General features: G+C 70.9%; 14 protein-coding genes and 2 pseudogenes. 5 read left to right on the forward strand and 11 right to left on the reverse strand.

Annotated elements, in window-relative coordinates; translation table 11 throughout:
• Positions 1 to 4: 4 nt before the first annotated feature.
• The 3 genes and pseudogenes from AQJ64_RS06890 to pulA all read right to left on the reverse strand — a co-directional run bounded on the left by AQJ64_RS06890 (position 5) and on the right by pulA (position 7,097).
• Positions 5 to 370, reverse strand: coding sequence for a 5-carboxymethyl-2-hydroxymuconate Delta-isomerase (locus AQJ64_RS06890; protein WP_055633168.1), 366 nt, complete (start codon positions 368 to 370; stop codon positions 5 to 7).
• Between the two features lie 32 nt (positions 371 to 402).
• Positions 403 to 1,662, reverse strand: a pseudogene (locus AQJ64_RS06895) (PP2C family protein-serine/threonine phosphatase); the annotation flags it as partial.
• Between the two features lie 74 nt (positions 1,663 to 1,736).
• Positions 1,737 to 7,097 carry a pullulanase-type alpha-1,6-glucosidase gene (gene pulA / locus AQJ64_RS06900; RefSeq protein ID WP_055633167.1) on the reverse strand — a complete coding sequence of 1,787 codons (5,361 nt, stop codon included), beginning with the start codon at positions 7,095 to 7,097 and terminating at the stop codon, positions 1,737 to 1,739.
• Positions 7,098 to 7,284: 187 nt separating this feature from the next.
• Between pulA and AQJ64_RS06905 the strand changes: the two genes are divergently transcribed.
• Positions 7,285 to 9,366 carry a carbohydrate-binding module family 20 domain-containing protein gene (locus tag AQJ64_RS06905; protein ID WP_055633166.1) on the forward strand — a complete coding sequence of 694 codons (2,082 nt, stop codon included), beginning with the start codon at positions 7,285 to 7,287 and terminating at the stop codon, positions 9,364 to 9,366.
• Positions 9,367 to 9,373: 7 nt separating this feature from the next.
• On the opposite strand, the gene AQJ64_RS06910 is transcribed toward AQJ64_RS06905, so the two are convergent.
• The 5 genes from AQJ64_RS06910 to AQJ64_RS06930 form a co-directional block, all read right to left on the reverse strand.
• Positions 9,374 to 10,747, reverse strand: coding sequence for an alpha-amylase (locus AQJ64_RS06910; protein ID WP_055633165.1), 1,374 nt, complete (start codon positions 10,745 to 10,747; stop codon positions 9,374 to 9,376).
• Positions 10,748 to 10,945: 198 nt separating this feature from the next.
• Positions 10,946 to 12,694, reverse strand: coding sequence for a glycoside hydrolase family 13 protein (locus AQJ64_RS06915; RefSeq protein WP_055633164.1), 1,749 nt, complete (start codon positions 12,692 to 12,694; stop codon positions 10,946 to 10,948).
• 135 nt (positions 12,695 to 12,829) lie between these two features.
• On the reverse strand, positions 12,830 to 13,762 hold the full coding sequence (locus AQJ64_RS06920; RefSeq protein ID WP_055633163.1) for a sugar ABC transporter permease: 933 nt from the start codon (positions 13,760 to 13,762) through the stop codon (positions 12,830 to 12,832).
• Between the two features lie 14 nt (positions 13,763 to 13,776).
• Positions 13,777 to 14,781, reverse strand: coding sequence for a carbohydrate ABC transporter permease (locus tag AQJ64_RS06925; protein WP_055633162.1), 1,005 nt, complete (start codon positions 14,779 to 14,781; stop codon positions 13,777 to 13,779).
• A 115-nt stretch (positions 14,782 to 14,896) separates the two neighbouring features.
• Complete coding sequence (locus AQJ64_RS06930) at positions 14,897 to 16,171, reverse strand: extracellular solute-binding protein (RefSeq protein WP_055633161.1); 1,275 nt, start codon at positions 16,169 to 16,171, stop codon at positions 14,897 to 14,899.
• Between the two features lie 393 nt (positions 16,172 to 16,564).
• On the opposite strand from AQJ64_RS06930, the gene AQJ64_RS06935 reads away from it, so the two are divergent.
• Positions 16,565 to 17,599 carry a LacI family DNA-binding transcriptional regulator gene (locus AQJ64_RS06935; RefSeq protein ID WP_055633160.1) on the forward strand — a complete coding sequence of 345 codons (1,035 nt, stop codon included), beginning with the start codon at positions 16,565 to 16,567 and terminating at the stop codon, positions 17,597 to 17,599.
• Positions 17,600 to 17,742: 143 nt separating this feature from the next.
• Positions 17,743 to 18,603 carry a phosphatase PAP2 family protein gene (locus tag AQJ64_RS06940; RefSeq protein WP_059202527.1) on the forward strand — a complete coding sequence of 287 codons (861 nt, stop codon included), beginning with the start codon at positions 17,743 to 17,745 and terminating at the stop codon, positions 18,601 to 18,603.
• Between the two features lie 193 nt (positions 18,604 to 18,796).
• Here the strand turns inward: AQJ64_RS06940 and AQJ64_RS06945 are convergent, their stop codons facing one another.
• Together AQJ64_RS06945 and AQJ64_RS06950 are read right to left on the reverse strand one after the other, a co-directional pair.
• Positions 18,797 to 20,368: an amidohydrolase gene (locus AQJ64_RS06945; protein ID WP_059202485.1), complete on the reverse strand. Its 1,572-nt coding sequence runs from the start codon at positions 20,366 to 20,368 to the stop codon at positions 18,797 to 18,799.
• A 20-nt stretch (positions 20,369 to 20,388) separates the two neighbouring features.
• A complete protein-coding gene (locus AQJ64_RS06950) occupies positions 20,389 to 21,858 on the reverse strand; it encodes an APC family permease (RefSeq protein ID WP_059202486.1) in 1,470 nt (489 codons plus the stop codon).
• A 186-nt stretch (positions 21,859 to 22,044) separates the two neighbouring features.
• Here AQJ64_RS06950 and AQJ64_RS06955 point away from each other — a divergent pair, with 186 nt between their 5' ends.
• Positions 22,045 to 22,674, forward strand: a complete 630-nt coding sequence (locus tag AQJ64_RS06955; RefSeq protein ID WP_055634014.1) for a TetR/AcrR family transcriptional regulator — start codon at positions 22,045 to 22,047, stop codon at positions 22,672 to 22,674.
• On the opposite strand, the gene AQJ64_RS06960 is transcribed toward AQJ64_RS06955, so the two are convergent.
• A complete protein-coding gene (locus AQJ64_RS06960; RefSeq protein ID WP_055634015.1) occupies positions 22,640 to 23,536 on the reverse strand; it encodes a LysR family transcriptional regulator in 897 nt (298 codons plus the stop codon). The genes AQJ64_RS06955 and AQJ64_RS06960 overlap by 35 nt on opposite strands.
• 71 nt (positions 23,537 to 23,607) lie before the next feature.
• Between AQJ64_RS06960 and AQJ64_RS45370 the strand changes: the two are divergent.
• Positions 23,608 to 24,483, forward strand: a pseudogene (locus tag AQJ64_RS45370) (DMT family transporter); the annotation flags it as partial.

Below are 24,483 nucleotides of genomic sequence, written 5' to 3' on the forward strand. Positions count from 1 at the left end.
GGGCCTACTCCCGGTCGAACTTGCGGTACGACGGGTCGAGGTCACGGATCTCGGCGGAGGCGTGCAGGGCGATCCCCTCGTCCGCGATGTGCTTGCGCAGCAGCTCCAGGACCGCCTCGGTCAGCCGGGCCTTGGTGTCGTCGGTGCGGCCGGCGAGCAGGCCGAGGGCGACATGGACGATCGCGTGGCGGTGCTCGAGCGGGTCCTCGTAGCCGTACGCGGTCTCGTCGGCCTTGCGGAACAGGGTCTTGCAGGCTTCCGGCTTGGCGGCCGCGATCTCGACGAGCGCGGTGTGCAGGGCCTGGGCGAAGGCCTCCCTGTCGAAGGCGTGGGTCACGGCGGCCGAGTAGTCGACGGTGATGTTCGGCATGAGCACTCCTGTTCCAAGGCGACAGCGTCACGTCACCCTAGCCGCAGGGCAAGCATCGCGATGTCGTCGTCCTGATCGTGGGCGAAGCGGCTGAGCAGCAGGTCGCACAGGGCGTCCAGGCCCGGTGGGGCGCCCGCGGCGGCGGTGCGGAGGTGTTCCAGGCTGACGCCGAGGTCCGTGCCGCGGGTCTCGATCAGGCCGTCGGTGACCATGAGCAGCCGGTCGCCGCGGCCCAGCGGCACCTCGGTCGGGGCCGGGCGTTCCAGGCCGAGGCCGAGGAGCGGGCCGTCCACGTCGACGTAGGCGGCGGTGCCGGTGCCGGAGACGACCAGCGGGGGGAGGTGCCCGGCGTTGGCCACCCGCAGCCGTCCGGTCGTGGGCTCCAGCAGGGTCAGGCACACGGTCGCGGTGACGTCGGGGTGGTAGTGCTGGAGCATCCGGTCGAGCCGGGCGGCCAGCACCGCCGGGTCGGGGTCCTCGACGCAGTAGGCGCGCAGCGCGTGCCGGATCTCCACCATCACCGTGGCGGCCTCCAGGGAGTGCCCGACGACGTCCCCGACGGCGGTGAGCACCCCGGCGCCGCTGGAGACGGCCGCGTAGAAGTCGCCGCCGATCTCGGTCTCCCGGGACGCGGGCACGTACCGCACCACCAGGTCCACGCCGGGCAGCCGGGACGGCCGCTCGGGGCGGGGCAGGAAGCTGTGCTGGAGGGTGAGCGCGACATGCCGTTCCAACTGGTACATCAGCAGCGGCTCGGCGGCCAGCGCGGTGACCTGGGCGAGGCGGGAGAGCAGTCCGTCGTCGACGACGGGGGCGGTGGCCGGGACCGCCACACAGACGGGGGTGCGGCGGCCCTGGGTCACGGCCGGCACCAGCCGGGCGGCCTCCCGCCGGCCCGGCCGGAAGAACCCGGCCGGCCACACCGTCGCCGGGACGAGCACGCCCCGCGGCCCGCCGTGCCCCGTCGCGAGCCGGGAGACCAGCCGGGCGACGGCCTCGTGCGCGGCGGTGTCCGGCAGCCCGAGGGTGCCGCGGTCGAGGGAGGTGCCCCGGTGCAGTCCGCCGTCCGGGCCGACCACGAAGACCACCGCGGGAGACCCGGCGAGCCGGGCGGCGCCCTCCGCGGCCGCCTCGGCCAGCTCGCCCGGGCAGCGCGCGGTCTGCACGGCGACCGTCGCCTCCGCGAGAAGCGTCAGCCGTCGCGCCCGCGCCTCCGCGTCGCCCCTGCGCCGCGCCCCGCGCAGGGCGGCCCGGACGGCGGACTGCGTCTGCAGCGGATCGGCGGGCACCGTGGGACTCCCGGCCCTCTCGGAAAACGTGGTGGGGCGGCCCCGCGCCGGGACCGCCCCACCAAGCTAGTCCTGTATCAGGAGACCCGGGAGAATACCGCGACAGTACGACCCGGAACGGCGAACGTGCCCGATTCCCGCACGTAGGACGAGGTCTTGACGGTAGAGTCCGCGCCCGACGCCTGCACCGGGTGCAGCCGGTAGCCCCGACCGGCAAGGGAAACGATCCGCTGCTTCTGCTCGTCCGGCGTCGCGTTGAAGACGACGACCAGGTCGCCCAGCTCCATCGTGATCACCCCGGGCGTCTCGTCCGTGCCGGACAGCGGGAAGGACAGCGCCGACTGCACCCGCGCGGCCGTGCCGAGCGAGAACGCCTTCTCCGTCGTACGGATCCTCAGCAGGTCCTGGTACGCGGCAAAGGCGCCGGTGATCTGCGGGCAGCCCACCCCGACGCCTGTCAACAGGGGCTTGGCGTAGGACCACTTGGAGGCGTTGTCGGCGGCCGGGGGCAGCCCGCGGCCGAAGCCGTTGCCGTCGGCGCAGTTCCAGTGGATCGCGTTGAACCAGTCACCGCTGTCGAAGGAGTTGCGGTCCAGGGACTTGGAGCGCAGCAGGTCGGAGCCGGCCTGGGAGAGCGACGGTCCCTGCGAGAGCGCGGCGGTGGCCATCGCCAGGACCTGCATCCGGGCCCGGTCGGCGGCGGAGGTGTCCTGGGGGAGCTTGTAGGCGAGGGCGTCGAACAGGGACTCGTTGTCGTGCGCGTCGGCGTAGGCGAGGGCGTCGCCGGGCGCGGCCGCGTATCCGGCGGGCTGCCCGTTGTAGTCGACCTCGGCGCCGGTGACCTCCTTGCCGTCGGTGCCGGTGAACCGGTAGGCGGCGAGGTTGCCGGACAGACCGACCTTGATCAGGTCCTGGTAGTGCAGGAGGCGGGCCTTCTGCTCGGCCGTCGTCCCGTTGGCGGTCGAGGAGTTGGGGTCGGTGTACAGGCCGGACGCGAAGCCCTGGACACCGGGGTCGGAGTCGAAGGGCCCGCCGCCGCGTACGGCGTCCCGCGCCCGGTCGGAGAAGGTCGCGACGCCGGTGCCGGCCATGTTCTTCTGCGTGGCCTGCACGAACCGGGCGTCGTCGGCGACCTCGCCGAAGTTCCAGCCCTCGCCGTACAGGATGATCTTCTTGCCGTCCACGCCGTCCTTGGCGGGGGTCAGCGCGTCGAGGGCCTTGCGGACCGCCAGGATGTTGGCCTTCGGGTGGTGGCCCATGAGGTCGAAGCGGAAGCCGTCGACCTTGTACTCCTTGGCCCAGGTGACGATCGAGTCCACGACCAGCTTGCCCATCATGGCGTTCTCGGTGGCGGTGTTGGCGCAGCAGGTGCTGGTGGCGACCGATCCGTCGGCGAGGAGACGCTGGTAGTAGCCGGGGACGATCCGGTCCAGGACGGAGGTGTCCGCCTGGCCGCTCGCCGCGGTGTGGTTGTAGACGACGTCCATGACGACCCCGAGGCCGTCCTCGTTCAGGGACTTGACCATCCTCCGGAACTGGACCGTGCGGGCGGTGCCGTCCGGGTCGGTGGCGTACGAGCCCTCGGGGACCGTGTAGTGGTACGGGTCGTAGCCCCAGTTGTAGGCGTCCTCGGCGGCGGTCCTCGCCACGCACGCCTGCTGCTGCTCGGAGTCGGCCGCGTAGGAGGCGAGGTCGCAGTCCGGGGTCGCCCGGTCGGCCTTCTTCTCGGGGACGGTGGCGAAGTCGAAGGCGGGCAGGAGGTGGACGTACGACGTGCCCGACTTCGCGAGTGCGCGCAGATGCTTCGAGCCGTCGCTGCTCTTGTCGGTGAAGGCGAGGTAGGTGCCCTGGTCCTTCGCCGGCACGGTCTCGTCCGCGACGGAGAAGTCCCGGATGTGCAGTTCCTGGATCGCGGCGTCCTTGAGCGGCACCGCCCTGGGCTTGGTGTACGAGGACCAGCCGTCCGGCGCCAGGGACGTGTCGTCGAGGTCGACGACGAGGCTGCGCGCGGAGTTCGCGGTCAGGGCGACCGAGTAGGGGTCGGTGACCTTGTTGGTGACCACCTTGCGGACGGTGGGCGCCCAGACCTGCACGACGTACCGATAGGCCTTGCCCTTCCAGGACGTGGGGCCGGTGACGGACCAGACGCCGGTGCCGGCGTCACGCCGCATCTTCACGAGGGAGCCGTCGAGCTCCAGGGACACCTTCCGCGCGGTGGGCGCCCAGACGGCCAGGGTGGGGCGGCCGCCCCGGAACGTCGGGCCCAGCACCGCCTTCGTCGCCTTCGGATACAGATCGTCGAGTACGCCCGCGATCTGGACGCCCGTGGCCGCCAGGACCGCCCCGTTCACGGCCCGCTGGGAGGCGACGAGCTGGCCGCTGAGCGCCTCCCGCACCCGGTCGCGGTCGCGCGGGTCGACGGACCAGGCGGTGTAGTCCTTCAGGTGCGGGAACCTCGCCTTCTGGGCGTCGGTGAGCGTGGTCTTCGCCAGCCGCAGCCAGCGCTCGTCGTCGCTGGTCAGCGCGCCCTTGTCGACGGTGATGGAGCCGTCGTGGGAGTACAGCAGCTGGGTGGAGGCGGCGGCCTCGGAGCCGTTCCAGGCGAGGGTGTTCCGGTCGATCCAGACCGCCTTGGAGGTGGTCAGGTCGAGCGCGGCGGCGGACCCGGCCGGCTGTGGGAGGAGGTACTTCTCCTGACCGTTCAGCAGCCACACCTCGTGGCCGTTCGCCGTGAGGTCGAGGGACTGGTCGGCGGGCAGGTCCTTGTCGTCGCCCCGGTGCAGGATGTAGCTGAGGCTGGTGGCCCCGTCGGTGAGCGGCACCTCGAAGACGGCGCCGTAGGAGTCGGTCGTCACCGGCTTCAGGGGGCTGGACCATTCGGTGGGGTGCGCGGCGCCCGTCCAGACGTGCAGGCCCCAGCCGTCGTAGTCCCCGTCGGCGCGGTGGTAGTGCAGGACCGCCTTCGTCCTGTCCTGGGCCGGGTGGTCCGGCCTCTCCGTGAGGACGTCGTCCTTGCCCTGCTCGATCCAGACCTCGCCGGTCTCGGTGACGTCGATCGTGCGGTCGGCGGAGACGTCCTTGTCGCCGTCCTTGTCGATGACGAGGAAGCCGATGGAGGAGGCGCCGGGCTTCAGCTTGACGTAGGCGAAGGCGCCGTACGCGTCACGGCCGGTGAAGGGGTGGCTGTCCGGCCAGTTCGTCGCCTCGCCGTCGGCGAGGTCGCCCCAGGCGTACAGGCCCCAGTCGGCGTAGTCGCCGTCGGCGCGCCGGTAGTGGACGATCGCGTAGTCGCGGGAGGAGGCGGTGGGGGTCTCCTCGGCGGGCGGCGTGCCGGTGGTGCTCGCCGCGGTGGCGCTCGCGGTCCGGCCGGCCGAGTCGACGACAACGGCCTTGTAGCGCAGGGTGGTTCCGGCCGGGACGTCCTTGCCGAGGGTCTGGGTGACCTGGTAGGGGGCGTGGTCGGCGGAGCCGAGCGTCCGCCACCTGCCGTTGCCGGTCTGGGCGGCGAAGACGACCCGGTTGAGCTGACCGCCTTCGACGTCCGCGCTCAGCTCCACGGTGCCGGTGGCGCCGGTGGCCGGGGCCTTCAGGGTGACCGTCGGCCGGGTGGCGGGCCGGGCGAGCGGTCCGGCGGCCTTGAGGACGACCGTGGAGCCGGCCGGGACGGTGACGGTGATCTTCCGGTCGGCGCCGGAGGTCAGGGTGTCCTTGGTGCCGTAGATCCCGCGGAAGGCCATGTCCGCGGAACCGGTCGCGAAGGTCGCGGTCTTCGCGGTGTCCGCGTTGTTGAAGGCGACGACGTACTCGACGCCCGACCGGGTGCGCGAGACGGCGTAGATGCCCGCGCCCGCTGCCGCGTACCGCTCGGTCTGCACCCCGTCCGTCAGCGCCGGGTTGGCCTTGCGGAGCCGCGCGAGGGCCGCGATCCGCCGGTACAGGGGGGCGCTGGTGTCGTAGGCGTCGCTCGCGTGGGTGCGGTCGGTGCCGATCTCGTCGTCGTCGAGGTAGTCGGCGACCCGGGAGGCGAACATGGTCTGGCGGGCGTCCTTGTCGCCGCCGGAGCCGGTGAAGCCCTGCTCGTCGCCGTAGTAGACGACCGGGTTGCCGCGGCTGAGGAACATCAGCTCGTTGGCGAGCTTGTCCTTCTTGAGCAGCTCGGCGTCGGTGGCCCCGGGGTTGTCCTGGTTCAGGAAGGAGCCGATGCGGCCCATGTCGTGGTTGCCGAGGAAGGTGACCTGCTCGTACGCGTTGGCCTTGTCGGTCGTGTACTTGTAGTCGTCGGCGAAGACGTCCGCGAGCCGCTGCGCGCTGCCGCCCTGGGAGGCGTACTGGCGGGCCGCCTCCTGGAAGGGGAAGTCGAGGGTGGCGTCGAGGCGGCCCTGGGTGACGTACGGGGACGTGATGTCCGGGTCGGCGGAGTAGACCTCGCCGAACATGAAGAAGTCCGTACGGCCCCGCTTCGCCGCGTACGCGTCGAGGGCGGTCGCCCACTGGGTCCAGAACTCCATGTTCACGTGCTTCACGGTGTCGATCCGGAAGCCGTCGATGTCGAAGTCCCGCACCCAGCGCCGGTAGATCCTCTCCATGCCGCTGACGACCTCGGGACGCTCGGTCCACAGGTCGTCCAGGCCGGAGAAGTCGCCGTAGGTCGTGGACTCGCCGGCGTAGGTGGAGTCGCCCCGGTCGTGGTACATCGTCGGGTCGTTGAGCCAGGACGGGACCTTGGTGTTCGACGTGGCCTTCGGGGTGCGCGGGAAGGAGTCGGCGTCGACGGCCGGGAAGGTCTTTCCGGCGGTCGCGTAGTCGGCGTCGTCGAAGGGCTCGCCGTCCTTGGTCAGATAGGGGAAGGCGCCCTTGGAGAGGTAGTCGTAGGACTTCTCCTCGTAGTCGACGACGTCGGCGGTGTGGTTGGTGATGACGTCGAAGAACACCTTCATGCCCTTGGCGTGCGCCTTGGCGATGAGGGTCTGAAGGTCCTTGTTGGTGCCGAAGTGCGGGTCGACCTGGGTGAAGTCGGTGATCCAGTAGCCGTGGTAGCCGGCGGAGGCGTTGCTCCCCGTGCCCTGCACGGGCCGGTTCTTGAAGATCGGGGCCATCCAGATGGCGGTGGTGCCGAGGCCCTTGATGTAGTCGAGCCGCCTGGTCAGGCCCTTGAGGTCGCCGCCCTGGTAGAAGCCCTTGTCGGTGGGGTCGTAGCCGGTGGTGAGGCGTGAGCCGGTCAGGCCGCCCTTGTCGTTGGCGGTGTCCCCGTTGGCGAAACGGTCCGGCATGACGAAGTAGAACTGCTCGCGGGTGTCGTCGTGCCGGGCGGGCTCGGCGGCGAGCCTCGCGTCGGAGGGCGGCGGGGGCGGGCTGTCCGCGTGGGCGGCGAGCGGCTGTACGAGTGCGGCGGTGAGGGCGGCGGCGGCGACGGCCGCGACCCGTCTGACTTGTATCACCGGTGTGAACTCCTAGCGATGGCGGCTCTCTTGGGTCCGACCCCGCGCGACCGTATCGCTAACGAAAGGTTTACAGCAAGAGTCTTGCAATTCGCAGCAAGAACTTTCACCGAAGCCTTGACGCGCCTCCTCAACTGCCGCACGCTCACGGGTTGTTGAAACTCGAACCCCCTTTCCGGAGCCGCACATGACCACCAGACACCACCCCCCGGGTGTCCTCCGGCGCGCCGCCACCGCCGCGGCCGCCGCCACCCTCGCCCTGGCCGGCGCCGTCGCGCTGCCCGCCACCACCGCCCACGCGGACACCACCGCGAAGGGCGATGTCATCGCCAACCTGTGGGAATGGAACTGGGACTCCATCGCCGCCGAGTGCACGGACGTCCTCGGCCCGGCCGGGTACGGCGCGGTCCAGGTCGCCCCGCCCGCCGAGTCCCTCAAGCAGTCCTCGTCCTACTGGTGGGACGTCTACCAGCCGTACTCCTACAACCTGAACAGCCGCTTCGGTACGGCGGCGAAGTTCGCCTCGATGGTGACCGCCTGCCATGACGCCGGTGTGAAGGTCTACACGGACGCGGTGATCAACCACACGGCCGCCCAGACCGGCACCGGCTACAACGGCACGACCGTCACCAACAAGTACGACACCCCGGACTGGGACCCGGGCGACTACCACCAGTCGGACGACTGCAACGACTCCGACCTGATCATCGACGACTGGTCGAACCTCTCCGAGGTGCAGAACTGCGAACTGCTCGGCCTGCCCGACCTGGAGACGGAGAACGACAGCGTCCGCTCCGGCATCGCGGCCTTCCTCAACAAGCAGCTCGCGCTCGGGGTGGACGGCTTCCGGGTGGACGCGGCCAAGCACATCCCCGAGGCCGACCTCGCGGCGATCGAGGCCAAGCTGACCACCACGGCCTCGGGGGCGACGCCGTACGTCTTCCAGGAGATCTACCCGGGCTCGACCCCGCAGCCGGCCGACTACTACGCCTCCGGTGACGTCCTGGACTTCACCTACGCGAGCAAGCTGAAGTCGGCGTTCCAGGGCAATGTCGGCGACCTGGAGTCGCTGTCCTCCTCCGGCATCCTGCCGGCCGCGAACTCGGTGTCCTTCGTGACCAACCACGACACCGAGCGCAACGGTCTGCACATGAGCTACAAGGACGGCGACAGCTACCGGCTCGCCAACCTCTTCCAGCTCGCCTACAAGTGGTCCACGCCGACCGTGTACGCGAGCTGGGAGTGGACACAGAGCGACCAGGCCCCGCCGAACTCCGCCGGTTTCGTCACCGACACCGACTGCTCGAACGGCTCCTGGTACTGCCTCGACCGGGACACCGCGGTCGTCGGCATGGTCGCCTGGCACAACGCGACCGGCACGGCCGCCGTGTCGAACTGGCAGACCAAGTCGTCGAGCGTCATCGGCTTCGGCCGCGGCGGTGCGGGCTTCTTCGCCCTCAACAACGGCTCCAGCAGTGCCACTTACACCTTCACGACCGGCATGGCCGACGGCACGTACAGGAACGTGATCGACGGCGGCGCGAGCACGGTCACCGTCGCGGGCGGCAGCGCCTCCCTCACCGTCCCGGCCAAGGGCGCGATCGCCTTCTACGACGGCTCCTACACCTGCACGGTCGGCTGCGAGGACCCGGGGGGCGACGGCGGCTCGACATCGACGGTGAGCGCCACCTTCCACGAGTACGCCCCGACGACGACCGGCACCAACGTGTACGTGGTGGGCTCCGTCGCGGCCCTGGGCTCCTGGGACACCTCGAAGGCCATCGCCCTGTCGTCCTCCGGCTACCCGGTCTGGTCGGGGGAGGTGAGCGTGCCGATCAACACGTCGTTCACCTTCAAGTACATCAAGAAGGACTCGTCCGGGAACGTCACCTGGGAGTCGAACGCCAACCGTTCGGCCACGACGACGACTTCGGCGATCTCGCTGAACAACTCCTGGAACGTGGCGGACGCGAGCGCCACCGACGTCACCTTCAACGTCAACGCGACGACGACCTGGGGCACCAACGTCTTCGTCGTCGGCTCCGTGGCCTCCCTCGGCTCCTGGAACCCGAGCGACGCGATCCCGCTGTCCTCGGCGTCCTACCCGACGTGGAGCAGGACCGTGATCGTCCCGAAGAGCACGGCCTTCGAGTACAAGTTCATCAAGAAGGACGGCTCCGGGAACGTCACCTGGGAGTCCGGGACGAACCGCTCGTACACGACGGGCAGTTCGTCCGGATACTCGACGAACGACACCTGGAAGCAGTGAGCCCGGCTCAGCAGCTCGACTTGCCGGCGTAGACGGCGAGCGCCGTGTTGGCGCCCAGGGTGGCGGTGAACTGCCCGCTGGAGTTCACCGTCACCGTCGTGTTGCTCTGCACGTTGCAGTACGTGCCGACGGGGAGGGACGTCTGGTAGGTGCGGGTGAGGGAGCCGCTTTCGTGGTTGATCGCGACATAGCCCTTGGAGCCCCGGCCGAACGCGATGGCGTCGCCGCCGTTGTCCCACCAGTTGCCGACGGCCTCGCCGCGGGTGGCGTTGCGGAAGGCGACCATGCGGACGATCTCCGGCCAGGCGTGCTGGCACTTCCAGCCGTCCTGCCAGCAGGCGTTGACCGTGCCGCCGTTGGGCGGGCCGGCGTCCGTGTCGGACCACTCGTAGCCGGAGTTGATGTCCGGGGCGCCGTACGGGTACGCCAGCATGAAGACGTTGGCGAGGGTGTAGGTGGCACCGTCCTTGTAGTTGAGGGTGGAGCCGTTGCGCTCGGTGTCGTGGTTGTCGACGAAGACACCCGCGACGGAGCTGCTCAGATACCCCCAGCCCTCACCGTAGTTCTTCAGGTAGGCGAGGTTCTCGTTGTGGAAGACCCGCTTGAGGTCGTAGGCGTAACGGAACTCCTGCACATCCCCGTTGCCGGTGTACTCGGTGGGCTGGACGGCCTCGCCGGAGCCGTAGATGACCTCCTGCTTCCAGTACGCGTTCGGGTTCGTCAGCCGGGACTTGATGTTCGCCAGGTCGGCGGTGTCGATGTGCTTGGCCGCGTCGATGCGGAAGCCGTCGACGCCGAGGGTGAGGAGGTCGTTCAGGTAGCCGGCGACGGTCTTGCGGACGTACTCCTCACCCGTGTCCAGGTCGGCGAGGTTCACGAGCTCGCAGTGCTGGACGTTCCAGCGGTCCTGGTAGTTGGTCACCGGGGAGGTGCAGTCGTCGAAGTCGTAGGAGGAGTACAGACCCGGGTAGTCGTACTTCGTGTACGAGGAGCCGCCGGTGCCGGTGCCGCTGCCGGCCGACATGTGGTTGACGACGGTGTCGACGACGACCTTCACGCCCGCCGCGTGACAGGTGTTGACCATGTTCTGGAACGCGGTGCGGTCACCGAGGCGGCCGGCGATCCGGTAGCTGACCGGCTGGTACGACGTCCACCACTGCGAGCCCTGTATGTGCTCGGCGGGCGGGGAGACCTGGACGTATCCGTAGCCGGCCGGACCGAGGGTGTTCGTGCACTCCTTCGCCACCGAGGCGAAGTTCCACTCGAACAGGACGGCGGTGACGTCCTTGGTGCCGGGCGGGGTGGCATGGGCGGCGGGGCCGAGGAGGCTCAGACCGGCGGCCAGGGCCACGGCGCCCGAAAGGGATCTGCTGCGTGCCATGTGGGGGTTCCTTCTCCGTTGAAGGCTCTTGCTGAAATCTTTCAGAAACCTTGCGGTGGCGCGATGTTAAGGGTGCAGTGGCCTGAAAGGGCAGAGGGCGGAGTGAAGGAACCGCAAGAACTTGTGGATTGACGCTTCGCCGGGAACGACGAAGGCCCGCCGCTCCCCCAAGAGCGGCGGGCCCGGTGCGGGGGGCCGTCAGGCCGTGGTCCACCACACGGTCGTGTCGGCGGGGAGCTTGACCTCGCCGTCCGTCTCGGCGACCTCGCCGCTGGCGAGGAGGACGCGGCCGTGGGACGGGACGCGCACCGACTCGGCGGAGGTGTTCGCCACGCACACGAACTCGCCGCGGCGGAAGGCGAGAACGCCCTCCGGGGCCTTCAGCCACTCCACCGCGTCACCGGCACCCAGGTCGGGCTGGGTGCGGCGCAGGCGCAGGGCGGAGCGGTAGAGCTCCAGGGTGGAGCCGGCCACGCCCTGCTGGGCCTCGACGCTCAGTTCCGCCCACTCCGCGGGCTGGGGCAGCCAGCTGCCGCCCGCGCCGAAGCCGTACGACGATCCCTCGCGCGTCCACGGGATCGGCACGCGGCAGCCGTCACGGAAACCGTCCTGGCCGGCGCCGCGGAAGTAGGCCGGGTCCTGGCGGACCTCGTCGGGGAGGTCGACGACGTCGGGCAGGCCGAGTTCCTCGCCCTGGTAGACGTAGGCCGAGCCGGGCAGGGCGAGCATCAGGAGGGTGGCGGCACGGGCGCGGCGCAGGCCCAGCTCGCGGTCGCCGGCCGTGCGGATCTGGGTGCCGAGGCCGGGCGGGTTGGCGAAGCGGGTGGCGTGGCGGGTCACGTCGTGGTTGGACAGCACCCAGGTCGCCGGGGCGCCGACCGGGCGCATCGCCTCCAGGGTGCGGTCGACGACCGTACGGAGTTCCTTCGCGTCCCATTCCGTCGACAGGTACTGGAAGTTGAAGGCCTGGTGGAGCTCGTCGGGGCGGACGTAGTGCGCGGTGCGCTCGACGGTGGGGGTCCAGGCCTCGGCGACGAAGATGCGCCCGCCCGTCTCCCGCCACCGCCCTTCCGCGGAAGGCCCCTCGGGCCCCTTCTTCTCTCCCGAGTACTCGTCGAGGATCAGCCGCCACTGGCGGTAGATGTCGTGGACGCCGTCCTGGTCGAAGAACGGCATGACATCGTTGCCCAGCAGTTTGAGCTGGTCGTGGGAGCCGAGGTCGGGGAGACCGGCCGCCTTCACCAGACCGTGGGCGACGTCGATGCGGAAGCCGTCCACGCCCATGTCCAGCCAGAAGCGCAGGATCGAACGGAACTCGTCGCCGACCGCCGGGTGTTCCCAGTTGAAGTCCGGCTGCTCGGGCGCGAACAGGTGCAGGTACCACTCGCCGGGCGTGCCGTCCGGCTCGGTGACCCGGGTCCAGGCGGGGCCGCCGAAGATGGACTCCCAGTCGTTGGGCGGGAGTTCGCCGTCCGCGCCCTTGCCCGGGCGGAAGTGGTAGCGGTCACGGAGGGGGGAACCCGGCCCCTCCGCGACCGCCCGCTTGAACCACTCGTGCTGGTCGGAGGAGTGGTTGGGGACCAGGTCGACGATGATGCGCAGGCCCAGCGCGCGGGCGTCGCGGATCAGGGCGTCGGCGTCGAGCAGATTGCCGAACATCGGGTCGACGGCGCGGTAGTCGGCGACGTCGTAGCCGGCGTCGGCCTGCGGGGAGGCGTAGAAGGGGCTGAGCCACACGGCGTCCACGCCGAGGTCGCGCAGGTACGTCAGGCGGGAGCGTACGCCTTCCAGGTCGCCCATGCCGTCGCCGTTGCTGTCGGCGAAGCTGCGCGGGTACACCTGGTAGATCACCGCGTCCCGCCACCAGTCGCGGCGTGTGCCGACGGTGGCGACGGCCGCTGCGGAGGTGGGGGTGGGGGCCGGGGCTGCGGAGTGCTGCTGGCTCATGGCGTCCTTGGTACGTAACGGAGTCATCGGGTCAGGGTGGAGGAGGCAGGGGGATGACGAGGCGGCCGCGGTGCCGGCGGGGTCTGGAGGTCTCCCCTCTGGGGGAGGACACCGCGGCCGCCTCGGGTTCGGGGGTCAGCCCTTGGTGCCGCCGGCCGTGAGGCCGGTCACCAGGTTCTTCTGCACGAGGTAGAAGAACGCGGCGGCGGGCAGGGCGATCAGCACCGCGGTGGCGGCCATGAGGTTGCGCTGGGCGTCGTGCTCGCTGACGAAGGACTGCAGGCCGACGGCCAGGGTGTACTTGTCGTCGCTGAGCATGAACGTCGAGGCGAAGGCGACCTCGCTGAAGGCGGTGAGGAAGTTGTAGAACGCGGCCACCGCGAGGCCGGGCTTGGCGAGCGGCAGGATCAGCCGGAAGAAGGTGCCGAACGGGGTGAGCCCGTCGACGCGTCCCGCCTCGTCGATCTCGAAGGGGATGGTGTCGAAGTACCCCTTGAGCAGCCATGCGCTGTACGGGATGACCGTCGTGCAGTAGACGAGGACCAGGCCGAAGTAGTTGTCGATGAGCTTGAGGTCCGAGAGGATCTGGTACATCGGCACCATCAGGACGGCGACCGGGAACATCTGGGTCACCAGCAGCACCCACATGAACTTCTTGTAGCCGGGGAAGCGCATCCGGGAGACGGCGTAGCCGGTGGTGGCGGCGATGAGCACGCCGATGGCCGTGGTGCCGAGGGTGACGATGAGCGAGCTCTTCAGCCAGTCGAAGAACTTGGTGTGTTCGAGGACGAACGTGTAGTTGGCGAACGTCATCTTGTCCCAGATGCCGCCCGGGTGCAGGTAGTCGTCCTTGTCCGGGCCGAGGGACAGATAGACCAGCCAGAGGATCGGGAACAGCGCGATCAGGCTCGCGACGGTCAGGACGCCGTGGGAGGCGAGGGAGCCGGCGAGTCCGGTCTCGCCGCGGCGGCGGACCCGGCGCGGTGCCTTCGGTGCCTTCGGTGCCTTCACGGGGTTCTCCTTGCTCACCGGGGCCGAGGCGGGGGTGGGAGCGGTGCTCGTACTCATCGGGAACTCCTGCCTCAGATCGCGAGCTGCTGCTCGTTGCGGTTGAGCCAGCGGCGGTAGAAGGAGGTGAAGACGATCAGGATCGCCAGCAGCAGGATGCCGTAGGCGGCGGACTGGGCGAAGTCACGCGGCTGCTGTCCGAAGCCGAGGTAGTAGGCCCAGGTGACGAGGATCTGCGCGTCGGGGGCGGTGTTGCCGAACAGCAGGAAGATCACGGCGAACTGGTTGAAGGTCCAGATGATGCCGAGCAGGACGACGGTGGAGCTGACGGTCCTGAGGCCGGGGACGGTGACGTACCGGAACCGCTGCCAGGCGCTCGCGCCGTCCATCTCGGCCGCCTCGTAGAGGGAGGCGTCGATCGACTGGAGGCCGCCGAGCAGGGAGACCATCATGAACGGCACACCGCACCAGGTGTTGACCATGATCGCGGCGAACCGCTGCCAGAAGGTGTCCTCCAGCCAGGAGGGCGAGGGCAGGTGGAGGGCGTCGAGCGCGGAGTTGATGATGCCCCCGTCGGCGAGCATGAACCGCCAGCCGAAGACCGTGACGAAGGTGGGCACCGCCCAGGGCAGGACCAGGATCAGCCGGTACAGGGTGCGGCCGCGCAGCTTCTGGTTGAGCAGCAGGGCGAGGCCGAGGCCGACGGTGTAGTGCAGGGCGACACAGACGGCCGTCCACGCGATCGTCCAGACGAAGTGCGACCAGAAGCGGTCGTACGCCGTGGGGCCCCAGAGGATGTCGGCGTAGTTGTCGAGGCCGATGAACTTGTAGGTGGCGTCGATGTGGTTGACGCCGATCGTGCGCACGGTGTTGAGGCTGTTGGCGTCGGTGAGGGTCAGGTAGAGGCCGTACACCAGGGGGTAGAGCACGAGGACGCCGAGGACGACCGCCACCGGGGCGATCATGGCGTAGGCGTACCAGTGCTTGTGGTAGCCCCGCTTCAGGCGCCCGCCCAGGCCGGGCCCTGGCTCACGGTCACCGCGGCGCTTGCCGGTCGCGCGGTCGATGGCGACTGTCATGGTTCGACACCTTCTGGTTCTGCACGCTGGATCTTCGAGGGGGTGTACGGCTCACAGGCCGGTGGCCGCCGGATCCCTCCCCCGTACTGCGGGGGATCCGGCGGCCACACGGGGCTCACTTGCTGAAGTCCGGCACCAGCTTGGCGATGGCGGTCTCGGCGGTGCTCAGGCCCTTGTCCAGGGTCTCCTTGCCCCCCGCGATCTTGGGCAGTTCGGTGTCGAGCGGACCCCACAGGGAGCTGTACTCCGGCAGCGCGGGGCGCGGCTGGGCGGCGGCGAGGACCGTGCCGTAGCCGGCGATGCCCGGGTCGGCCTTGACCTCGGCGGTGTAGGCGTCGTCGCGCGTCGGCAGGGTGGAGTTCTTCAGCGCGATGGCCGACTGGGACTTGGCGGACGTCATGAAGTTGACGAACTTCAGCGCGGCGGCCTGGTGGGCCTTGTCCGAGCCGGCGTAGACCGAGAGGTTGTGGCCGCCGGTCGGGGCGCCCGCCTTGCCGGTGGAGCCGGCCGGGACGGTGGCGATGCCCAGGTTGGCCTTGTCCTTGAAGGCGGTGCCCTTGTAGAAGTTGGTGATCTCCCACGGGCCCTGGATGATCGCGGCGACCTTGCCGTTGACGAACGCGTCCTGGATGTGGGCGTAGGCGTCGGCGGTGGTGTCGGCCTTGTGCAGGCCCTTGCCGTCGAACAGGCTCAGCCAGGTGCCGTACGCCTTCTTCGCGGCGTCGGAGTTCACCGTGATCTTCTTGCCGGCGGCGTCGACGGTGTCGGTGCCCTCGCCGTAGAGGAAGGTCTGGGCGTAGTAGGCCTGGGTGGAGCCCCAGTAGCCGTCGACGCCGGTCTTGGCCTTGACGGTGGCGGCGGCCTTCTTGAGGTCGTCCCAGGTCTTGGGGGCCTCGGTGATGCCGGCCTTCTCGAAGAGCGCCTTGTTGTAGACGAGCGCGAGGGTGTCGGTGACGAACGGCACGCCGTAGGTCTTGCCGTCGTACTTGGCCTGCTCGATCAGGTTGGACTTGAACTTGGCCTGGTCGGTGAGGGCCTCGGTGCCGTCCAGCGGCAGGAAGTAGCCCTTCTTGGCGAAGGCGGGGGTCCAGCCGACCTCGGAGCGCAGGATGTCCGGGGCGCCGGAGGCACCGGCGGCGGTGTCGAACTTGTTCTGCGCCTGGTCGAAGGGCACGTTGACGTACTTGACCTTGATGTCCTTGTGGGCGGCCTCGAACTCCTTGACCAAGGCCTGGTACGTCGGCGCCTCATTGGTGGCGTTGGAGGTGTCCCACCAGGTGATGGTGACCGGCCCGCTCGAGTTGTCGCTGCCGCTGTCGTCTCCGCCGCAGGCCGTCGCCGCGAGGGCGAGGGACGCCATCAGCGCGGTGGCCGCTATGCCACGCCGCATGAGTTCTCCTTGAGGGTGAAAGCCCGTGTAGCTACAGGGGGCGGTCCCGTCCACCGTCCCTGTCGACTTGACCGACTGCGCCGTTGCCGCCGCCGGGCGTGGCCGAACGTAACAGCCATGTAAGCGGCGCGAAAGTCCTTGCAGAAAAAATGTGCAAGAGGAGCGGGAAGTTATCCGGGCGTGACCGGACGGCGACCACCGTGAGACGCTTGTTCATGCCCGTCGAGCACGTGGGACGGCCTGTGCAAGACTCTGCAAGCTCTTGCCATCAACTTTCACGAAGGACCACGAGGGAGCGCGATGACGCAGCAGCCCGGACGAGGCAGGCCAACGGGTCGGCCGCGGCGTCCGATTGGTGTGCAAGGCGACACCTGGCCGGTACAGTCCACGTCTGTGACCACACGGCTTGCCGACATCGCTGCGCAGGCGGGGGTGAGCGAAGCGACCGTCAGCCGCGTCCTCAACGGCAAGCCTGGCGTCGCCGCCACCACCCGCCAGTCCGTGCTCGCCGCACTGGACGTCCTGGGCTACGAGCGCCCGGTCCGGCTGCGTCAGCGCAGCGCGGGCCTCGTCGGCCTCATCACGCCGGAGCTGGAGAACCCGATATTCCCGGCCCTGGCCCAGGTCATCGGGCAGGCGCTGACCCGCCAGGGCTACACCCCCGTGCTGGCCACCCAGACCCCGGGCGGCTCCACGGAGGACGAGCTGACCGAGATGCTGGTGGACCGCGGGGTCGCCGGCATCATCTACGTCTCGGGGCTGCACGCGGACACCACGGCCGACATGCAGCGCTACGAGCAGCTGCGCGCGCAGGGCGTCCCCTTCGTCCTGGTCGACGGGTTCTCCCCGAAGGTCCAGGCGCCGTTCATCTCCCCCGACGACCGGGCGGCGATGACCCTCGCGGTCACCCATCTCGCCTCCCTCGGCCACACCCGGATCGGGCTCGCCCTCGGCCCCAAGCGGTTCGTGCCCGTGCAGCGCAAGATCGAGGGGTTCGTCCGCACGATGCAGGACCAGCTCGGGCTGAGCGCCGAGCAGATCGAGACGGAGCTGGTGCAGCACTCCCTGTACACCCTGGAGGGCGGGCAGGCCGCGACCACGGCCCTGATCGACCGGGGCTGCACGGCGATCGTCTGCGCCAGCGACATGATGGCGCTCGGCGCGATAAGGGCGGCCCGGCAGCGGGGTCTCGCGGTCCCCCAGGCCATCTCGGTGGTCGGCTTCGACGACTCCCCGCTGATCGCCTTCACCGACCCGCCGCTCACCACGATCCGCAAGCCGGTCCCCGCGATGGGCCAGGCCGCGGTGCGCACGCTGCTGGAGGAGATCGGCGGGACGCCCGCGCCGCACAGCGAGTTCGTGTTCATGCCGGAACTGGTGGTGCGCGGTTCGACCGCTTCGGCCCCCGGGGACCGCAATCGTCCTTAGATCGTCCCCGGGGTGGAGGAAAAGGGGGTTTCCTCCCGTGCGCCGGTAGGAGACGATGGGGTTCGTCCGCCGTAGAACATGCGGGGGCAACCCGACCGGAGGATGATCGGGCCAAGAGGGCTTTTCTGGCAGACTTTGTGTCCATGGGTGAATCGACCGTGACGCCGTTGGAAGGCCGTGACCAGGCCGTTCCACAGTCCGTCGCGGCCGGGGACCGAGAGCGCCGATTCGCCCGGTTCCGCTCCCCCCGCCGGCCCCGTCTCTGGTTCGAGATCCTGCTCATCGCGGTGAGTTACTGGACGTACTCACTGATCCGCAACGCGGTGCCCGAGCAGCGCTCCGAGGCCCTGCGCAACGCGGACTGGATCTGGCGCGTGGAGCACCATCTGGGGCTCGCCTTCGAGCATTCGGTCAACCACACCGTGAACTCGGTGACGTGGCTGATCGTGGGCATGAACTACTACTACGCGACGCTGCACTTCATCATCACCCTGACCGTCCTGGTCTGGCTCTACCGCAGCCACCCCGGCCGCTACGCCGCGACCCGGCTGGTCCTCTTCGCCACCACCGCGGTCGCCCTGGTCGGCTACTACTTCTATCCGCTGGCGCCCCCGAGGCTGATGACCGGCGGTCACTTCGTCGACACGGTCATGGTCCACCGGACCTGGGGCTCGATGGCCTCCGGCGACCTCAAGCACATGTCGAACCAGTACGCCGCGATGCCGTCCATGCACATCGGCTGGTCCCTGTGGTGCGGCCTGACGATCTTCGCGCTGGCGAGACTGCCCTGGGTGCGGATCCTGGGCCTCCTCTACCCGGTGGTGACCCTGACCGTCATCGTCGCCACCGCCAACCACTTCTGGCTGGACGCGGTCGGCGGCATCATCTGCCTCACCTTCGGCTTCACGGTGGCGGCCCTGTGGTACGGCGCCGTCCCCTACTCCCTCCCCCGCCGGGTCCCGCCCCGGGGCCGGGGCGGAGCCCTCCTGCCGACCAAGGCGTAGCCCTGCGGGCGGCGGGGCCGGGGGCTGTGCTGGGCGGCATCGTCGCCGGGCCGGGCCGGTGGCGTCGGGCGGAGGCCGGTGCGGCGCCGCCCGGCCATCACCGCCACCGCAGCGGTGTCCGGTGGCGCCGAACCGGCTCCCGCCACCCGCGGGGTGGTCCCGGTGTCCGAAGTGGCCCCCGCCACCCGCGGGGTCACCCCCGGTGCACCACATGGCCGCCGGTGACGGTCAGGGGGACCGGGGACTGGGCGAGTTCGTCCGGTGGGGTCGTGACCGGGTTCAGGCCGAGGGCTGTGAGGTCGGCGCGGAGGCCCACGGCGATGCGGCCCGTCACGCCGGCTTCTCCGGCCGCGCGCGCCGCATGGGTCGTACAGCCTTCCAGCGCCTCCAGGCCCGTGAGGCCCGCGCGGGACGAGGCCGCGCCGCGCGGTGCGCGGGCCGTCGCGAGGACGGCGCGTACGTCGTAGGGGGCGATGGGCCAGTCCGAGCCGAGGGCCACCGTGGCGCCGGCGTCGCGCAGGTCCCGCAGGCGCCAGGCGTGCCCGGCCCGGCCGGCGCCGAGCCGGCGGGACCACTCGTCGGAGCCGTCCGCCCGGGTGTACGCGGTGTGCGGCGGCTGCATCGACGCCGCCACCCCCAGCTCGGCGAACCGCGGCAGCAGCGCGTCCGGCGCGGTCTCGATGTGCTCGATCCGGTGCCGCCCCCGAGCCCCCTCCCCCAGCCCCGCCACCACGTCGAGGACATGCCGTACGGCCGCGTCCCCGATCGCGTGCGTGGCGGTGCGCACCCCGGCGGCGTGCAGATGCCGTACGGCGGCGGCGTACCCGTCGGGGTCCGGCCAGAACGCCTCGGTGCCCTGCCCGTGGCAGTCCGCGTGCTCCAGCCAGGCCGTGCCGCCCTCGACGGTCCCGTCCATGAAGAACTTGACCCCGTCGACCGTCCAGTGCCGCCCGCCCCGCCCCTGCCCGGCGACCAGCTCGTCGAGACCGGCCCGGTCGACGCCCGGCATGCACCACGGGGCGAACCGCAGCCGCACCGGCAGTACGCTCTCCCGCGCCACCGCCTCGACCAGTTCCGCGTCCCCCGCGTCCATGACATGCGCCCCGGTCAGCCCGGTCGCGGCCATCCCGGCGAGCAGGTCGACGAGCCGTTCGCGCCGGGCGGCGTACGACGGCCGGGGCACGTGCTCCGCCACCAGCTCCATCGCGGCGTGCTCGACGAGATGCCCGGTGGGGCGCCCCTCGGCGTCGCACACGATCTGCGAGCGCTGGCCGAACTCCCGCGCCCCCGTGACCCCGGCCCGGGCGAGAGCCGCCCCGCTGGCCAGCGCGGAGTGGCCGTCGTACAGCCGCAGGAAGGCCGGCGCCCCGCCGAGTACGTCCTCGACGAGCGCCCGGTCGACGGGCCGCCCCCCGAAGGCGTTGTGGTCGAGCCCGAACCCGATCACCCACCCGTCGGTCCGCTCCGCCCCGGCCAGCGCCGCCCGCAGCCCCGCCAGGTCGGTCACCCCCGACAGATCCGCTCCGGTGGCCATGTCCAGCCCCCACACGGGGTGGCTGTGCGCGTCCACCAGTCCGGGCACGAGGTGCGCGCCCGCCAGGGGGACGACCTCGGTGCGCGGCCCGCGCCAGTCGCGTACGTCGCTGTCCTCGCCGACCGCGGCGATCACCCCGTCGCGCACGGCGACGGCGGTGGCGTGGGGGCGGGCGGGGTCGAGGGTGCGGACCTCGGCGCCGGTGAGGATCAGGTCGGGGGCGGCGGTCATGGTGGGTGGGCTCCTGTTCCCTAGGGCTGGTGGGTGGACTGGCCGGCGGGCTCGTCGGCGAAGGCGGCGTACACCTCGGGGCGCTTGCGGCGCAGCCACCACGCGAGGCCGAGGCCCACGACGAAGACGGCGGGTGCGAGGCCGATGAGCACGCTGTTCACGGCGTCGGAGGCGCCGGTGAACAGGTCGATGTGGGTGACGACGAGCCCTATGGCGGTGGCGAGCAGCACGGTGGCGACCACCGGCGCGACCACCGTCCGCAGCGCGCCCTCCTGGTGCGCCACCCGCCGGAAGTAGCAGGGCACGGCGACGGCGGCGAGCAGCTGGAGCACGAAGAGACCGATCATGCCCGGCGTGTTGACCCAGAGCAGCAGCTGCCCGTACGGGTCGGCGCCGGCCGCCCAGAACCCGGTCACGACCACCGCGCCGAGCGCGGTCTGCGCGATGCCCGCCACGTACGGGGAGCGGTGGCGGGGGTGGATCCGGCCCAGTGCCTTCGGCAGCACGCCCTCCTCGGCGAGGGCGAGGGTGTACCGGTTGATGGCGTTGTGGAAGGCGAGGAGGGAGGCGAGGACGCTGGTGACGATGAAGACGTGCATCAGGTCGGCCGCCCAGCCGCCGACGAAGGTCGTGATGGCGGAGAAGAAGAGCCCGCCGGGGTCCTTGGCGGCGGCCGCGATGACCTGCTGATCGCCGAAGGCCTGGATGACGACCCATGCCACGAAGGCGTAGAAGAGCCCGAGGAACCCGACCGCCACATAGGTCGCGCGGGGCACCGTCCGCTCGGGGTCGCGGGCCTCGCGCCGGTAGATCACGGTGGACTCGAACCCGGTGAAGGCGGCGAAGGCGAAGGCGAGGACGACGGCCGTGCCGGACACGAGCACGTGGTCCGGGGCGAAGGACGCGCCCGACAGCCCGTGCGCACCTCCCTTGACCAGCACCCCGCCGGCCAGGAGCAGCAGGATCCCGGTCTCGGCGACGAGCAGGACGCCGAGCACCTTGGCGCCGAAGTCGACGGAGCGGTAGCCGCCGTAGCCGATGACGAGGAGACCGGCGAGGGCGATCGGCAGCCAGGGCACGTCGGTGCCGAAGAGGGCGTGCACGGTGTCGCGGGTGGCACTGCCGAGGAGGCCGTAGACGCCGATCTCCATGCCGTTGTAGCCGATGAGCGCGAGCAGGGCGGCGCCGATGCCGACGGGGCGGCCGAGTCCGCGGGTGATGTACGCGTAGAAGGCGCCGCCGCTCTTCACGTGCCGGCTCATGGTGGTGAAGCCGACGGCGAAGACCGCGAGGGTGATGCCGGCGATGAGGTAGCCGGCGGGGGCGCCGATGCCGCCGAGCAGGATCGCGAGCGGGGCGACTCCGGCCATGACGGTGAGCGGGGCGGCGGCGGAGACGACGAAGAAGGCGATGTCGGCGGTGCCGAGCGAGCCGGAGCGGAGGGTCGCCGCGGTGGACGGCGTTCTCTCCTCGGGGGTGGTGACGGACATGGGGAGCCCTTCGAGCGCGTCGGACGGGAGGGTTCCGGGCGTGCGGGGTGACCGGCGTCCCGGGGCGTGCGGAAGGGAGTCCTCCGCCCCGGACCCGTAAATCTAAAGGCTTTCGGTTTCGGCAATGTAGCCTCCTCCTGGGCATCCGGGAAGCCCTGTCTCGAGACCTCCAGGGGGAACACGCACATGGGACGGCCGCGCACACCGCTCCTCGACCGCGAGCGCATCACCACGACGGCACTGCAACTCGTCGACGAGCAGGGCGACTTCAGCGTGCCGCAGATCGCGAAGCGGCTGGGCGCGCAGACCGGTTCGGTGTACCACCACGTGGACGGCCGCGACGGCATAGTCGAGCTGCTGCGGGAGCGGGTGGCGGCCGCGATCGACCCGGGCACGCTGGACGCGACCCCCTGGGACCGGGCCCTGGAGTCCTGGGCGCGCTCCTACCGGGCCGCGTTCGCCGCGCACCCGAGGGCGATCCCGCTGCTGATGACCTCACCGGTGCGCGCGCCGGGGGTCCTGGAGCAGTACGAGCGGGCGGTGACCCTGCTGCGGGACGCGGGCTTCGCCCCGGCGGCCGTGATGCCGCTGATCATCGCGCTGGAGAACCTGGTCCTGGGCTCGGCCCTGGACCTGGCGGCCCCCGAGACGATGTGGGAGCTGACGGAGGACACCCCGACCCCACGGCTGGCCGAGGCCCTGGCGGCGGTGCCCGAGGGACGGGCGGACCGGGCGTTCGAGGTGGGCCTGGAGGCCCTCCTGAACCACGCCCGAAGCCACCTCACGGCCGGGCCGCCTCCCGCAGCGCGTCGATGAACGCGTCCAGGGCCGCCTGCGGTGGCGCGGAGTCCCGTACGAGCGTGTGGATGGTGCGTACCGGTACGGGATCCCGTACCTCCTTCACCACCACCCCCGGATGCCGGCTCCCCAGCCCCAGCCGGGGCACCAGGCTCACCCCCAGCCCGGCCGCGACGAACCCCTGCGCGGTCACGTAGTCCTCGCTGTCGACGACGAACCGCGGCCGGAACCCCACCGCCGCGCACGCGTCGAGCTGGGCGTCCAGACAGGGGCCCGGCCACTCGCTCCCGACGAACGCCTCCTCGGCGAGTTCCGCCAGCCGCAGCCCGCGCCGCCCGGCGAGCCGGTGTCCGCGCGGAAGTACGGCGAGGTAGGGGTCGTCGAGCAGCGGCGCACGCCGTACCCCGTTCTCCGGGGGCTGGTCCGCCCCGCGCACCACCAGGGCGAGATCGGCCCGCCCCTCTCTGACGTCCGCCAGGGCGTCCCCGGCGTCGGTGGTCAGCTTCAGATCGACCCGCACGCCCGGGTGCCGCTCCCGCAGCCGGGCCACCGCCGGTGCCACGAGCCCCGCCCCCGCGGTCGCGAAGTACCGCACGGACAGCCGGCCGATCCGCCCCGCCACCAGATCGGCGAGCGCGGTCTCGGCCTCGGCGACCTGCCGCCCGATGGCCTCGGCGTACTCGGTGAGCAGCAGCCCCGCGGCCGTGGGCCGCACCCCGCGCCCCACCCGTTCCAGCAGCTCGGCCCCGGCCTCCTTCTCCAGGGCGGCGATCTGCTGGCTCACCGCGGACGGCGTGTATCCCAGCACCCCGGCGGCCGCCGTCACGGACCCGCTCCCCACCACCGCCCGCAGTACCTGCATCCGCCGCACATCAAGCATGCAGCCCAGCTTAACGAACCATCCAGAACCTTTCACTTGTCCTCACGGAAGAAGCGGGCCACGGTGGTGGCATGCCCCTCGCCTCCACCCTCCGCATGGCGGCCCTGGCCCTGTTCTGGGGCTCCGGCTTCCTCTGGATCAAGCTCGCCCTCACCCACGGCCTGACCCCGGCCCAGATCACGATCATCCGCTGTGCGCTGGGCACGGCCGTGCTCCTCCTGCTGGCCGGCCGATCGGGCCAGCGCCTCCCCCGCGAGCGCACCACCTGGCTCCACCTCACCGTGGCCGCCCTGTTCTGCAACGCCCTCCCCTTCGCGCTGTTCGCCCTGGGGGAGCAGCGGGTCGACTCGGGACTGGCGGGGGTCCTCAACGCCACGACCCCGCTCTGGTCCCTCCTCATCGGTCTGGCCCTGGGCACCGAGCGGGGCGCGCACCCGATCCGGCTGGCCGGCCTGGTCCTCGGTTTCGCCGGCACGGTCCTGATCTTCGCCCCCTGGCAGCACACGGGACTGTTCAGCCGGCCCGCCCTGGCCCTGCTGGCGGCGGCGGCCAGCTACGCCGTGGCCTTCGCCTACATGGCCCGTCATCTCGCCGTACGGGAGGCTCCGCTGGCCATGTCGGCGGCCCAGCTCCTGACCGCCACGGCCTGGACCACGCTCGCCCTCCCGGTGGCCGGCCCCTTCCGCCCGGACCCGGTCGGCCTGCTGGCGGTGACCGCTCTGGGCATCCTGGGCACGGGCCTGACCTTCTACCTCAACTTCCGTCTGATAGCGGACGAGGGCGCGACGACGGCGGCGACGGTCGGCTATCTGCTGCCGGTGGTCTCCGTGGCGCTGGGCGCGCTGGTCCTGGACGAGCGCATCGGCACCCGCACCCTCGCCGGCATGACGGTCGTCCTGGTGGGCGTGGCGCTGACCCGCAGGCGCGGCACCGCACCGGCGCCCGCC

The organism is Streptomyces griseoruber (assembly GCF_001514205.1).
GTDB lineage: Bacteria > Actinomycetota > Actinomycetes > Streptomycetales > Streptomycetaceae > Streptomyces > Streptomyces griseoruber.